Genomic DNA, 14,310 nt, shown 5'->3' with positions numbered 1-14,310 from the left:
CATTAGTTAACCTTTTCTCTCTGCATTTTCCTATATTCCCAAGGTGAAACGGTATATTTATCTTGCCACAAACCTAATTTTTCCAACTTTGCCTCTTCCTGTAAATCACCTAATGATCTATCTTTAGAAAAATAATGATACCACCACCCAAGCCCTGCTTTGATAATTTCTGCTGAAAGGTACTTTTCCTTATCATAATAAACCTTAGCTATGGTTCTTCCATAACGATCGGTATCGGTTTCGACAAATGAGATCTGCTTTCCGAAAACCTGGTCAGATGTGAATTGCTTTGCATTTTTCCCAAATGGCTGCCCACTTTCGGGGCAATCCACTTCTGCCAGCCGGAGCTTTTTTTGGATATTTCCTTCCAAAAGTACGGTAATGGTGTCTCCGTCGGTTATTCCGATGACTTTTGCAATAGTTTGAGAAAATACCATAGTCGGTAATAGCAGAATTAAAAAAATAAATTGTTTCATCATTTATTGTTAAGTTGTTGTTTTAAATTTTGTATATCGCTTTTTAAAGACAGAAACATGGCCTGTACATCCGGTTGTCCATAATTCCATAGTCCCAATTCATCCCGATTGATGCTGCATTCATATTCCCATATTTCCAGGACTTCCGACCACTCGATTTCATAAGGGCTATAAAAGCTATTGTCGGATTTCACAAATGTTCCAAATTCATTCTGCTCAACATATCGTTTATAAACCATCCCTTCTTTGGTAATAAAAAGATAAGTTTTCCCTTTTTTAAGATCATCCTTACTTTCAATATACTTTCCTACGATATGAGTCTTATCGTTATAGGGGGGCATTGAGTCCCCTCCAACTGGAAAAGCCCGGTATATTCCATTCCGTAAAAAGGGTAAGGACATATATTGAAGGCTATCAATATATTCAGAGTCGCTGTACCCATTCAAATATCCCATTGATGCTTTATGTGGAACAATTTCTATCTTATTCTCTCCTGCCTGATCCACTTTAACAGGCAGGACAATCCTGTTATCCGGTAGCTTTATCATATCATCAAGAGGGTATTTTCTGATATCAACCGAAACTAGCAGATCAATGCTAATCTTATAATACCTTGATATTTTTACCAAGATATCTATGGGCGGTTCAGTAGCTCCATCTTCATATTTTCCATACCGTCCACGGGTTATGGATAAACTGTCAGCTACTTTTTGCTGAGAGTACTTAAGCTGACCTCTCAAATACCGCATGTTATCTGAAAAAATTGACATTGCTATAATTTATAGCAACAAATTTACAAAAAATTGCTACAAATCATAATAATTTTGTCACATGGAAAAAGCAATCGTTCATATGGACCTGGATACATTTTTCGTCTCTTGTGAGAGACTAAAGAATTCCAGCTTGGTAGGAGCTCCCCTCATTATAGGTGGTGGGGACAGGGGCGTGGTTGCTTCCTGCTCGTATGAAACGAGATATTTTGGAGTAAGGAGTGCCATGCCTATAAAGATGGCATTGAAACTTTGCCCCGATGCGAAGGTTATAAAGGGAGACATGGAATATTATTCACAAATGTCCCATACTGTAACAGAGATTATTCAGGAAAAAGCCCCCTTAATGGAGAAAGCCAGCATCGACGAATTTTATATGGACTTATCCGGAATGGATCAGTTTTTCGGATGTTATAAATGGACTACTGAAATTGCTGAATCTGTTACCAAAAACACGGGACTCCCCATCAGCTTTGCATTGTCAACAAATAAGACCGTTTCCAAGATAGGAACTGGTGAGTCTAAGCCCATCGGAAGGTTGGAAATTCCAAAACAGCAAATAAAACCTTTCTTAAATCCTCTTTCCGTTAAAAAAATTCCTATGGTCGGGAATGTGACCTTCCAGCTGCTTTCCAGAATTGGGGTACGGACTATTCGGACACTTTCCGAAATGCCGGTAGAAGTATTGCAACAGCTGATCGGAAAGAACGGTATGGAGCTTTGGAAAAAAGCCAATGGAATTGACGAAGCTCCTGTTGTCCCATATTCCGAAAGAAAATCCATATCAACAGAAAACACCTTTTCACAGGATACGATTGACATTACAGGAATTAAAAGCATTTTATCAGGCATGGTTGAACAATTATGCTTCCAGCTTAGAAAAGAGAAATGGCTGACTTCCGTTGTTGTCGTAAAAATCAGGTATTCCAATTTTGATACTGAAACCAAACAGTGCAGGGTTCCTTATACATCATCCGACCATACCCTACTCAGATATGTCCTTGACCTCTTTAATAAGGTCTATTCAAGAAGAATGAGAATAAGGCTGGTGGGCGTAAAGTTTACAGGATTAGTCCACGGCTGCCATCAAATGAACCTGTTTGAAGACACCGAAGAGCTTATGAACCTTTACCAGGCAATGGATAAGATTAAATTGAGGTTTGGCAATATGAGTGTTGCGAGGGCTTCAGGATTTTTAACACCATAATATTTTCATTATGTATTTAAATTGTCATTCCTTTCACAGCTTACGGTACGGAACCATTTCTGTAAAAGAACTGGTTCAACAGTGTGTTGAGCTAAATATTCAGCTTGCAGCATTGACGGATATTAATACAATCACGGGTGTTTATGACTTTCACAGGTTGTGCAGGAAGCACGGCATTAAACCTGTGGTCGGAATGGAAATCCGGAATGATAACAGCTTATATTATATCTGCCTGGCAAAAAGTAAACACGGTCTTGGTGAAATCAATAAACTTTTGACCGGGCATAATTGTGAAGGAAAAGAACTACCAAGGTACCATCCCTTTTTTTCCGATGTATTTACCATTTATCCATTAAATAATTTTCCTGTTAAGCTTAAGAGTAATGAGTACATAGGTGTTAGGCCGGAAGAACTTAATCTTCTGATCAACCCAAAACTGAAAAGATACCTTTCCAGAATGGTTATATTACAGCCTGTCACCTATAAGACAAAAAAAGAATACAATCTGCACCGGATTTTAAGGGCTATTGACCGTAACACCCTCATTACAAAACTTGAGGAAAATGACTACTGCAAGGAAAATGAAAGGCTTATTCCTGTCACCGACTTATTGAATATTTACCAACAATATCCTCAAATTATCCGGAATACAGCATGGATGCTGGATCAATGCCATTTTGAGTTTGATTACTCTACACCCAAGAACAAAAAGCACTTTACCGGCAGTAAGGAAAGTGATTTCCAATTGCTGAAAGAATTGGCTTATAAAGGATTGAAAGAGCGCTATCCTCACGATGACGGAAAGGCCGGAGCAAGGGTGGAAAAAGAGCTTACAGTAATTGACCTGCTCAATTTCAGTGCCTATTTTCTCATCACCTGGGATATTATACAGTATAGCAATACAATGGGGTTTATGCACGTGGGGAGAGGAAGTGGAGCCAACAGCATCATTGCCTACTGCCTGGGCATCACTGATATTTGTCCATTAGAGCTTGACCTGTATTTTGAAAGGTTTCTGAATCTTAACCGTAAAACCCCGCCGGACTTTGATATTGACTGGAGCTGGCAGGAACGTGATACTATTCTACAATATATTTTTAATAAATATGGTAAAGACCATGTCGCATTTTGCGGAACCAATGTTGAATTTAAATACAAGTCTATTTTCCGGGAGGTAGGAAAAGCATTTGGATTACCTAAAGAAGAGCTTGATACGTTAGCAACCCAGCCTGTTGAGCAGCACGATGATAATTCCGTATCGAGGCTGGTACATAAATATGGTAAGCTTTTAGAAAAGTTTCCGAACGAAAGAAGCATGCATTCCTGCGGTATTTTAATTTCCGAAGAACCGATTACCAACTTTACGGCATTAGAGCTACCCCCTAAAGGATTTTCTATTGTTCAGTTCGATATGCATATTGCCGAAGAAATAGGTTTTGAGAAATTTGACATTCTTTCCCAAAGAGGGCTCGGAACCATTAATGATGCAGTAAAGCTGATTGAAGAGAAAAGAGGAATTACTGTTGATATCAGGAATACGAAGATATCCAAAGACGAAAATAAATGCAATGAATTTCTGAGCCAGGGCCGAACTATTGGGTGCTTTTATATTGAATCTCCCGCCATGCGTGGACTTCTCCGAAGATTAAAATGTGATAATTATAAAACACTGGTAGCAGCTTCCTCCATTATCAGACCCGGGGTTGCCCAAAGCGGGATGATGAAGGAATACATTTTCCGGCATAATAACCCCGACCAGTTTGAATACTTCCACGATGTCTTTAAAGAGCAACTCGGTGAGACATATGGCATCATGGTGTATCAGGAGGACGTCATCAGGATTGCCCTTCATTATGGGGGACTGAGTGCTGCGGACGGAGATATATTACGAAGAGCAATGAGTGGAAAAGGAAGATCTTTGTCTGCCTTGCAAAAGGTAAAAGACCATTTTTTTGAATCATGCAGAAAATTAGGGCATCCTGAACAGTTATCCAAAGAAGTCTATCGCCAGATTGAATCGTTCGCAGGATATTCTTTCTGTAAGGCACATTCTGCTTCTTATGCGGTAGAGAGCTATCAAAGCTTGTATTTGAAAGTATATTACCCTATTGAATTTATGGTTTCAGCGATTAACAACGGTGGAGGATTTTACCGTACAGAGGTGTATATTCATGAGGCCAGAATGTCAGGAGCCAATATCCTAAATCCCTGTGTTAACAGCAGTGAACTTAGGACAACATTATATGGGAAAGATGTGTATCTGGGGTTGATGCATATCGAAAAGCTTGAAAGCAAAATAGCAGCTTTAATTCCTGAAGAGAGAAAAAATAATGGTGAATATCAGTCATTGGAGAACTTTGTAAAAAGAATCCCCATTGGCCTTGAAACACTCCAAACATTAATATTTATCGGGGCTTTCCGGTTTACAGGAAAGCAGAAACATGAACTATTGATTGAAGCAAGGTTTCTTTTAGCAGGAAATAAGCCTAAAGTCCAATATTTGACATTATTAGAAGAGCCACAGAAAAAATATACACTTCCTGAAGTGAGCAGGCATCCTATGGAAGATGCATTTGATGAAATTGAGATTTTGGGCTTTCCGGTTTCCGTAAGCCCTTTTGATCTCCTGCAAACAAAATACAGAGGTCATGTTATGGCGAAAGACCTTACAAAGTATCACAAAAAACAGGTAAAGATGTTGGCCTACCTGATTGCACGAAAACATGTTCCAACAAAACGGGGGGCAATGTATTTTGGGACATGGATTGACGCAGAGGGCGAATATTTCGACACGGCCCATTTTGCTGACTCCCTTGCCCAATATCCGTTTCAGGGCGGGGGTTGCTATCTGTTGTTGGGTACTGTTGAAGTTGATTTCCACTTTCCGACTATTACTATCAACAAAATGTCAAAAATGCCTTTTATTCCTGATCCAAGATACTCTTTAGATAAAGAGAAGGCATTTGAAGCCTACAACAACATTCGTGAAGATATAAGTATGACCTGGCGGAAACCTTATCCCCAGCAGCATGAGATAGGGCTTCCCAGAATGAAAATGAACAGTAATAGTAAATAGTTTCATATTATCTTTACGCTCAACTTTATTATATTTAAACTAATGAACGAAGATCTATCCGCAATTTTAGAATTTTACCAGCTGTATGAAAGCAAAAACATTGATGATATAAAAAAAAGGTTATTTAAAATGTCCGATATTTTAATATACCTGCACGAAATTTTAGCAGAGCAAAACATAAAGCTTGATGAAAAAGATATTTATTCTGAACAACTGGTTATCAAATTTCACTTGCAGAATTTAAGTCTCCTTGATTTAGCCAAAGGGCATTCTATTCATTCAAGCTTTTACGAGAATAAAGCTCCTCACATAAAATTTCTGGATATTTCATCTATTATAACAATTGTCCGATCTCAATATGAGTCTTTATTAATGTACCAGCATTTATATATTAATCCGGAATCAGATGAAGAACAAAAATTAAGATTTGAGTCGTGGATTATGTCGTCCATGATGCAACGGTCAACCGTTTTTTCCACTTCAGAACCGCTTGATAAAGAAAAAATCGAAAATGAACAAAAGTCCATTAATGAATTTAAGAAAAGTATCAAGGATAACAAATATTTCAAAAATCTAACCGAAAAGGAACAAAGAGGTTTGTTAAATAAGGGTACCGGAAAGTTGTTTAAAAGTTGGGATACCATGTTTTCAGAATCTAAATTTAGTAAAGAAGGAGTTTTTTCAAATTTTTATTTTATAGCTTCTGTTTATGCTCATTCCGAAGGAATCTTAGCCCTTCAGCTAAAGGAGACAAAACATCTTATGGATCATGAGCATATGAAAGAAACGCTTTATTTAATGCTATTTTATTCCTACTTTATGACGTGCATCATGATTAAAAATATTATCATTAAATTCCCATTGATAAAAGAAAGATATGATAGTTTGGATGAAAAAACAAAACTTGAAATTGACTTCAATTATCAGCTTTCATTTAAATAAAATTAATGGGCTCGCAAACTTTTTCAAAACGACCGATGGAAAAGAACATGATGTTTTTTGAATGGGTTTGCTCCGCTTTTCGCAAAAATGCGTTTCCGACTAAAAGGAGGAAGTGCTTTTTTTGTCATGTGATTTTCCTTAATTAAATTTTAGGGATATTTTTAGTTAGTTTTTTATTATTTTTCACTAAATTGGGATAATCTTCTTTTTAATTAAAGCTTGACCATGAAAAACTTTCTTACTGATTTCAAAACTTCATCCGAATCTGTGAATTATGAAGCCCGAATCCATTGGATCTCCAATGTTATTCCTGTTTTCTTTATAGTAATCGGTTCTGTGGGAGTTCTCTATTTTCTATTGCTCGGATACAAATTTATGTTGGGATTTATCGGCATTATTTCCCTGTTTCTTATTTTTCTTTTTATCAAAGGGATCATCGCTGTAATTCGGAATAAGAATACCAAAATCTATGTTACGGATAATCATCTTTCGTTTACCACGGGGATATTAGGAAAAACACTCTCCGATCTTTCGTTAAATAAGCTTGAAGGAATGCAATTACACCAAAGCTTTTTAGGTAAAACATTAAATTTCGGAACATTGGTTGTTACTACTGGGGGAATGACTCACTCCTATTTCATTGCAAATCCGATGGAGCTAAGGAATGTTTTGCTTCATTCTCAAAAACGGTCCGATTAAAAAATAATTTATTAATTTGAAATTAATTGCTATAAATCAATCTCGCAACCCTTTTTCAAAAACATACTCAGCTAAAATGAGGCAATGTTTTTAGAAATGGGGTTGCACCTCTTTCCGCAAAAATGCGTTTCCGACCAAAGGGAGGAAAATGCATTTTTGCCGCCCGAATTTTCTCAGGCGGCAGAAATTATGCAAGTCTTATCGGTTGAGAATGAAAATTTTTCAAATTCAGAAAAAATCCCCTGTATTCTGTCAATCCGTTACGGAATAAGCTCCATAACAGAGAGCTTCCCATTTGTGCCAGTGCTGAATTGATAAACAAATCCTGCTTTTCCAATGCTTCTGTCAGTGAACAGCTAGGCGTATCGTCGGACTCTTCGGATTGTTTTAACAAATCTCCAAACTCATCGGTGAAAAAAGGTAAATGATCCACTGTCTCATATTTCTCAGAATTGGGCTGTTTAATTGTTCCAATGGTTGTCAATATTGTTTGACCTGTATTTTTACTATTTCCAAAATCTAAGGAATATAACGGGCGGTTAGCATAATATCTGCCATTATTCAGACTTTTTAATATATCCGCTATTTCAAATCTTGCACTCACACTGTCGACACAGGATATATAAATATTTGCATGAATATTTTCGGAAAACTTTTCCGATTCACTCTTTTTAAATTTTTGTGTTTCTGCTTTCCAGTTTGTTCCCATCCAGCGGTTAGCACGGTTGATTAAGGCAACGGACTTGTATAATCCTGCTTCCGATTCTGCAAAACGCTGTCTCCCTAAATTAGCTTCGGTAATAATATCATCATCCCATAGTCGCACGGACAATCCTGCATGTCCCAATTGAATCAGGCTGTAATTCATTTCCATTAATGCCGTTAATACTTTTGAACCTGTTCCTCCTGCACCGATCAGGTTGATGGTTACAGGGTTTGTAGGATTAATAAGGTAATTATCTGTAAAATGCACTTTTATTTTGTCGCTTGTCATGGCAGTAAATTTTTAAGGGTTTTGTTGGTCTTTTTCAATATTTCTTTCGGAAAGGGCTTATCTGTATCTATGAGTTCTTTCCAAATATTCACACAGTTGCCGTTGATAGGATTATGATTGTTTAAATGACTGAACCTGCTGTAAAAAAAATAGTTTTCCCAAGCGCGAATAAATTCCTCAACCGATGCTGAATTTTTAATATCTACATTGACTGTTCCCATACAGACACTTCCGTTTTCATAAACATTAAAAAAGGGAGAATGATATAAAACTGTTTTTTCTGTTGGTCTTTTGTCGGAAGTGAGGGCAAATACGGTAAGATGCTGTTTGGAAGCCATCCACAGCATAGCGGGAACGTATGCTGTACCATTCGGAATTTCAAGGGATTCAGTGAAAAAGAGCTTTGCTTTTTTGGCTTTGGTGTACCATATTACTGACCCTTTTTCAGTCGGGTTGATGTATAGAACATTTGTGGGCAGAATACTTTCAGGTTTCAGAAATGCATTGCTTTTTTCTCTTTCTGTATTAAGAGACTTTGCCAATATTTTAGCTTCCTTTTCGCTCAAAGGATGAGCATTAATGGGATTTCCGTCTTTATCCATATCGAAATACTCCACATAAACATCTTTATCATCGTCTCTGGTCTTATAAATGACCAGTGCTGAAATGGGATGATAGAGTGTTCCGAAATGATGGGTTATATCTTTCATGATGGTATTTTTAAATGCTGTTTAAAATGTCAATTAATCTTTCAATCAGGGGGAAAATGCAGTTTTCAAAATCAAGGTTGTCATTGCTGACACTTGTTCCGTCAAATCTTTTTTGGGTGGATGGTTCTTCTATTTCCGTACATTCCTGAAATTCAGCATTAACAGAATCAAATAAAGTCTGAAACAATATGCCTTTATCATCTGCGCAGAACGAAACATATTTATCCATTGTGATGGTTCTTTCATGATAGTCCTCGTCGTAGTCGTCGTTATCTGTATTTCTTTTGTCCTGTTGAATATTTCTGTAAATGGTAGCATCAGGAAACATTTCATAGAGGGCAAGGGTATCACAGGCTAATAAGAGACAATCGGTTTCAAAAGAATCTCTATTTTCAAAATGGTTGATTCGTTCTTTAAATCGGGCTAAATTCTCATGATTGAATATTTTTTGTTCCATATAGTCCCCAATCCACTCACTTTGTTTTATTTCACGTAAGTATTCAGGAGTATCATCTGTTTCATCATAAATAAGCCACTCCGAGATCATTTCGTACATCCAACACAGATAACTTTCCTGTTGTCTGTAATAGGGGACATCTGCGATGTGATACAAATATGAGCAGACGGACTGTAAAAGTTGTGTCGCTTGTTTATAATTGGGATTTTTAGATAATCGGTACAGCGGAATTATTGGAATATAATATAAAGTAGCCCCTGTATTATATCTTTCTTCACTCAACAAATACGTTTTCTTTTTATCCTGCACCAAACGGATTTGCTCCCAATTCTTTATTTTAATTTTTAACTGCTTTTTGATTTCCTCTAAAGCAAAAGCAATATTGTAAGGAAAGCCTAAGTGTTTTGAATGTGCAGGTGTGATTCCGTAATGTTCAGCCAATTGGGAAAGGGACTGGTAAAAATCCCTTTCCATTTTGTCTGTGTTCTTCTCATCCTGCATGGATGGTGTATCTTTCAGCTTAGGTAGAAACGAGCATTTTAGAAAAGCATGGGTAGCATGGCTATTGGCACTGCTTTCATTTTGTCTTTCTGTATTTCTCCTGCATCCTTTGGTCTTTGCATCCAATGGGCGAACTCGCCCAACTGTTTGTGCAGTTGCTTTTGTTTTTGCTGTTCGGGAAGCTGTATTTTTCCCGATATGATTTTTTGTTGCATTCATCATAATTTAGTGATTGATATTTAGTAAATAGTGGTTGGGTTTACAACTGATTTACTGAAAACCCAACCATAATAATGTATCAGCCTTTCGTTCCCATTACACTTTCAAAACGGTATTCTATCGCATCATTCCTGATTTGTGGTGCAGATATTTTTGCAGTCGTTAAAATCGGATACGTATTGGCGTAAAAATTCATGACGGCTTCAACGCTCCACTTAGGTTGGGGATCGGTTAATCGGACTTCCTGTCCTTTATCTTTCAGGATAAAAACTCTTTCTAATTGGGTGGCGAGTAACATATTTGTTGATTTTTAAAGTTGAAAATTTTGTTCCTGTTCTTCTTGTTCCTCTTCATGCTCTTGTTCGTGTTCCTGTCCAATATTTTCTACACTTTCGGTATTGAAAAGGCTTGGGGCAAAATGTCTTTCATATTCATTCTGCTTTTTGCGGATAATGTCTGTATAATCAGGATATTCCGAAGCCTTTGGAAGTGCTGACCATGCACCTTTGTAGTTGCCTTCTTTTTCGAGTTCTTCGGCTTTTTGAAAAGCATCTTTGCACTTTTTCTCTTTGGCTTCTTTTTCCTTCTTTTCCTTATCTGCTTTTTCTTTTTCCATCGCAGACTGCTTTTGAGCTTCTTCCAACTGCTTCATAAAGCTTTCCATATTAACCATTAATCCCGAAGCTCTCTGCAATGGCACTGAAACATTTTCAAAAAATCCGTTGTCTAATTCTTCTGCTGTTCCACTTAGATTCAATGGCAGAATTAGGTTTTTCGCTTTATCCCCACACTGTTCGTTGTTAAGCAGTACGGAAAGGACAAAGCTGTTTTCATCTGCCTGTCGGAGTATCAATTGTAAGTCTCCGACAAGGTTTAACTTTGTAAGTTGTCTGAAAAAATTGGTTTGCATAATTTGTTGGGTTATGGATTAATTACTAAATGAGTATTGAAGCCTATTAGTTCCCATAATGAAAACTCCACTGTCCTAAATTCTTCTTCCGTATGCTTTCCATACGCTTTATAAATGGCATTTCCATCTTTAGATATCTGTATCTGGTAATGACACAGGCAATTTTTAGGTTGTTTCAGCTGTTTTAAATCTTCTTTCTCCAATTAACAAAAACTCTGTTTCTCTCAGAGAGCCACTCTTCAACCAAAGGATAATATATTTTCGAAAATCTAAAGAATTCCACATGGGTATCGAAATAGTTTAGCGACTTTATATCTTCATCATTTTCAATGACTTTTATAACTTCAAGGTGCTTCTTTTGGGTTTGTTTCCACTCCCCTGTAATATTGATAATAGCAAAGTCGCAAGCATCCCATTCACTGTTCGTACTCGATTTTATGAGTAAATAGGATGTTGGTATATCAGATAGTTTCATTTTTTTGATTTTTTATGTTATGAATTATTCTTTTTCAGAGGTATAAACCCCATCCACATAGTAGCCGATAAGCTTTTCCCAGAGACGTATTAAGCCATTGGTATCTACATAATATTTTTCTGTTCGGCTACAATAAATAACATATACAGGTACATCTGTGTAATCTTTATTATAGCTGTAAGCTTTTGCCAGTTTTTTGGCTTCGGATTTTGATTTTGTTTTCATATTCAGGGATTTTCATAAATATATGTTCCACTTGTTTTCATGGGGTCGGCACCCTGTGTCAACCGGATTTCCTTGCCAAATTTCAATGACAAGCTTCTTGCATAGTGTATCGCTGTTGTCCTGTCACAATGGATTTTCAGGTATATTGCTACCTGCTCCCATTCTGTTCGGTCATTTCGGGACTTCATCTGAAAATTATATGTTGATTCCATACGTTTTTTTTTAGATCATCTTGGGTTAATTATTAAAATGGCAGATCATCATCCGTATCATCTGCAAAAGGATTGTTTGATTCTTGCGTTGCATTTTGCTTCGGTTCACTTTCAACATTTCTTACACCTCCATAAACCTGAATGTATGAAGTATGAAAATTCAATCCTGAACGGATTTCTCCATCCTTGCCTATCCATGCGCTTGAGCTTGCCCTGCCTGTTAATTCTACCACCGTCCCTTTGGTAAGGATTTTGGCAACATTCGGGCTTATCCAGTATGAGCAGTTATAATACGTGGTCAGTTCCCTGCGTTCTCCCTGCTTGGTCTTGTAGCTGTCATTGATAGCTACTGAAAAGTTCACGACCTGTCTGTCGTTTTTTAGTACGCTGATTTCAGCGTTTCTGGTAATTCTACCGACAATGGTGTTCATAATATTTTGTTTTAATTGTTAATGATTACTTTTTTGAGTTGTAAAATTTCGAGTGATTTGATTCGGTATCGAGGACACTCGGCTTCTTTCTTTTCACCTTTTCCAATGGGAAAAGCATTATTTATTTTTTTTGTTTGATTATTCTTATGTTAAAGAGCGACTGTTTGATTCGTATAAATGAGGTTCCGACTTTTTCTTTGCTAAATGACCATAGTACAGGATCAGGCACTTAAAACCTGAATGGAAAAATGAAATGAAGGCTCCGAAATCTTTTTGTCCGAAGGATTCAGGAGTGTCTGGAAAAATTGTTGAAGCGAAGTGGAGAGAATTTTTGTAGAAACCCAAAAAGATTTTTTTGAGTGAATGACCTGTACTACATTTGCTACAGTAAAAAGTGAAAAACCACAGTTATATATATGAATTGAAAAGGTGATATTTAACCCGAGAATGATCTAAAACAATAATGAATAATTGGATTTTTCCTTGTGTTGATGTGATTTTGAAGTTTATTTTCTTAAGACCGTCATCAACATTTAAGACCGGAATTCTAAAAATTAACAGGTTTTATTGAAGGTTTTATATTTTTGTTAGTTGAAGAAGTTGAAGAAGCTGAAAAATCAGGTATATAAATCTTAATAATAAAGCACTTGTGGTAGCCAATAAAATGAGGTTACATATATTATTTGACACTAAAAAACATCTTTATAACCATCACAATCAGCAAAAAAGCCTCCTCGTAAAGGAGACTCAAAAAATGATGATTGTTGGAAAAGTTTTCATTCAAATATAGTGATTCTAAACAAAGTCACTGACAAAAATGACCATTCAGAGAACCAGTTACTCAATATATCCTTGGCAAAACCACTCATTAAGATCCTTAAAATCTCGATAAATTAGAGAACAATCCTCTACATGCTTATAATTCATTAATATTTTGTTTTTAGTGATATTTCCATTAGAATCATTATCAAGAAAAAGGTAAATTTTATCGTATTCACCAAGTGTTTTTATTGCTTTGAAAAGCATTACCGTAGAATTGAGAATCAAATAATCAGAATTTTTAGCCTTATCTATATTTTTGAAAGTCAGGTAATCTAAAAACCCCTCAAATACCGTGATTTCTTTATTATTTTGATCGCCCTGAATCAAAGTCAGATCTTTCTTACCTAAACAGATTTTAGAATACGGATTGCGGATTTCAAAACCACCTGAATTATTTTCAAAGGCAATTCCGAAATAATTTTTCCCGTTTAATTCATAATGCAGCTCTTTAACAAGATCTCTCTGTTCATAAACTTTCCTGAATTTCAGATATTGAATTAAAACAGGATGCCCAATTCTTTTTACTTCCAATATCCTGTAATGAGGTCGTGTTGTTATCTCTTCCTTTTGTTTTTGATCCTGTATTGAAAAATCAAATTTTCCAAGGTATTTCAAAGCTTCCGGAACAGAACATTTCTTCACCTGCTGAACAATAGAAATGATATCATAACTCTTTCCTGTTCCAAAATCAAATGCTTTATTTTTAATAAAATCGACAGAAAGACTGGGAATCTTTTCGTCCCTGTCGAGCGCAAAATAAAAGGCAGTTTTCCCATTTTCTTTCACCGGAAAAAGATTGAAGGATTCTAAAACCGTCCGGATTCCGACTTTTTGTTTGATTTTTTCGCAATTCATTTTTTTTCTTTTTAAAGCAATTTTTTACCCTGGATTTTCCTTTTAATAAAAAAAAGACTTTTATTATCTTTTAAATAAACTTTTAATAGTTCGTGGTATCTGCCTGTCGCAAAGCATTTGCAATGATTTTCAAATGAGCGCAATTCCGAATTCTGAATGAGTGCAAATCCGAAATACAGATGAGCGCAATTCCGAAAAGATGCCCTTTACCGCATGAGTGCAATTCCGAATAGAACTTTGTTTTCATCTGTTCTTTTTTACGTATTTGTCATTTTCAATGGCTTTACAATATCGGAATGAGCGTAATTCCGAAATCACCTTCATAAGAA

General features: G+C 36.4%; 16 protein-coding genes. 4 read left to right on the top strand and 12 right to left on the bottom strand.

Features of this window, described 5'->3' with window-relative positions:
* Positions 1-2 precede the first annotated feature (2 nt).
* Positions 3-479: a thermonuclease family protein gene (locus tag DRF61_RS18605; protein WP_228452557.1), complete on the bottom strand. Its 477-nt coding sequence runs from the start codon at positions 477-479 to the stop codon at positions 3-5.
* Positions 476-1,246 (bottom strand): XRE family transcriptional regulator, encoded by a 771-nt coding sequence (locus tag DRF61_RS18600; RefSeq protein ID WP_111959840.1) that lies wholly within the window; start codon positions 1,244-1,246, stop codon positions 476-478. The genes DRF61_RS18605 and DRF61_RS18600 overlap by 4 nt, the downstream gene beginning before the upstream one ends.
* A gap of 61 nt (positions 1,247-1,307) precedes the next feature.
* Between DRF61_RS18600 and dinB the strand changes: the two genes are divergently transcribed.
* From dinB to DRF61_RS18580, 4 genes are all read left to right on the top strand, one after another.
* Positions 1,308-2,453 (top strand): DNA polymerase IV, encoded by a 1,146-nt coding sequence (gene dinB / locus DRF61_RS18595; RefSeq protein ID WP_111959838.1) that lies wholly within the window; start codon positions 1,308-1,310, stop codon positions 2,451-2,453.
* Between the two features lie 10 nt (positions 2,454-2,463).
* Complete coding sequence (locus DRF61_RS18590; protein ID WP_111959836.1) at positions 2,464-5,529, top strand: DNA polymerase III subunit alpha; 3,066 nt, start codon at positions 2,464-2,466, stop codon at positions 5,527-5,529.
* A 42-nt stretch (positions 5,530-5,571) separates the two neighbouring features.
* On the top strand, positions 5,572-6,471 hold the full coding sequence (locus DRF61_RS18585) for a hypothetical protein (RefSeq protein WP_111959834.1): 900 nt from the start codon (positions 5,572-5,574) through the stop codon (positions 6,469-6,471).
* Positions 6,472-6,696: 225 nt separating this feature from the next.
* Entirely contained in the window at positions 6,697-7,170 is a 474-nt protein-coding gene (locus DRF61_RS18580; protein ID WP_111959832.1) for a PH domain-containing protein, read from the top strand.
* A 187-nt stretch (positions 7,171-7,357) separates the two neighbouring features.
* Here DRF61_RS18580 and DRF61_RS18575 read toward each other — a convergent pair whose 3' ends face one another.
* From DRF61_RS18575 to DRF61_RS18525, 10 genes are all read right to left on the bottom strand, one after another.
* Positions 7,358-8,164, bottom strand: coding sequence for a PRTRC system ThiF family protein (locus DRF61_RS18575; RefSeq protein ID WP_111959830.1), 807 nt, complete (start codon positions 8,162-8,164; stop codon positions 7,358-7,360).
* On the bottom strand, positions 8,161-8,874 hold the full coding sequence (locus tag DRF61_RS18570) for a PRTRC system protein B (RefSeq protein ID WP_111959828.1): 714 nt from the start codon (positions 8,872-8,874) through the stop codon (positions 8,161-8,163). The genes DRF61_RS18575 and DRF61_RS18570 overlap by 4 nt, the downstream gene beginning before the upstream one ends.
* A gap of 10 nt (positions 8,875-8,884) precedes the next feature.
* Positions 8,885-10,054: a hypothetical protein gene (locus DRF61_RS18565; RefSeq protein WP_111959826.1), complete on the bottom strand. Its 1,170-nt coding sequence runs from the start codon at positions 10,052-10,054 to the stop codon at positions 8,885-8,887.
* A 76-nt stretch (positions 10,055-10,130) separates the two neighbouring features.
* Positions 10,131-10,349, bottom strand: coding sequence for a PRTRC system protein C (locus DRF61_RS18560; protein ID WP_111959824.1), 219 nt, complete (start codon positions 10,347-10,349; stop codon positions 10,131-10,133).
* Between the two features lie 12 nt (positions 10,350-10,361).
* Positions 10,362-10,961 (bottom strand): PRTRC system protein E, encoded by a 600-nt coding sequence (locus DRF61_RS18555; RefSeq protein WP_111959822.1) that lies wholly within the window; start codon positions 10,959-10,961, stop codon positions 10,362-10,364.
* Positions 10,962-11,145: 184 nt separating this feature from the next.
* Positions 11,146-11,436: a hypothetical protein gene (locus tag DRF61_RS18545; protein ID WP_111959818.1), complete on the bottom strand. Its 291-nt coding sequence runs from the start codon at positions 11,434-11,436 to the stop codon at positions 11,146-11,148.
* Between the two features lie 24 nt (positions 11,437-11,460).
* Entirely contained in the window at positions 11,461-11,661 is a 201-nt protein-coding gene (locus tag DRF61_RS18540; RefSeq protein ID WP_111959816.1) for a DNA-binding protein, read from the bottom strand.
* A gap of 2 nt (positions 11,662-11,663) precedes the next feature.
* Positions 11,664-11,873, bottom strand: coding sequence for a hypothetical protein (locus DRF61_RS18535; protein ID WP_111959814.1), 210 nt, complete (start codon positions 11,871-11,873; stop codon positions 11,664-11,666).
* A gap of 32 nt (positions 11,874-11,905) precedes the next feature.
* Positions 11,906-12,304: a single-stranded DNA-binding protein gene (locus DRF61_RS18530; protein ID WP_111959812.1), complete on the bottom strand. Its 399-nt coding sequence runs from the start codon at positions 12,302-12,304 to the stop codon at positions 11,906-11,908.
* Between the two features lie 837 nt (positions 12,305-13,141).
* Complete coding sequence (locus DRF61_RS18525) at positions 13,142-13,981, bottom strand: toprim domain-containing protein (protein WP_111959810.1); 840 nt, start codon at positions 13,979-13,981, stop codon at positions 13,142-13,144.
* Between the last annotated feature and the right edge of the window lie 329 nt (positions 13,982-14,310).

The organism is Chryseobacterium lathyri (genome assembly GCF_003290185.1).
In the GTDB taxonomy this organism is placed as follows: Bacteria; Bacteroidota; Bacteroidia; order Flavobacteriales; family Weeksellaceae; genus Chryseobacterium; species Chryseobacterium lathyri.
Note: the sequence above shows the minus strand (reverse complement) of the source record. Positions and strands in the feature narration are given on the sequence as shown.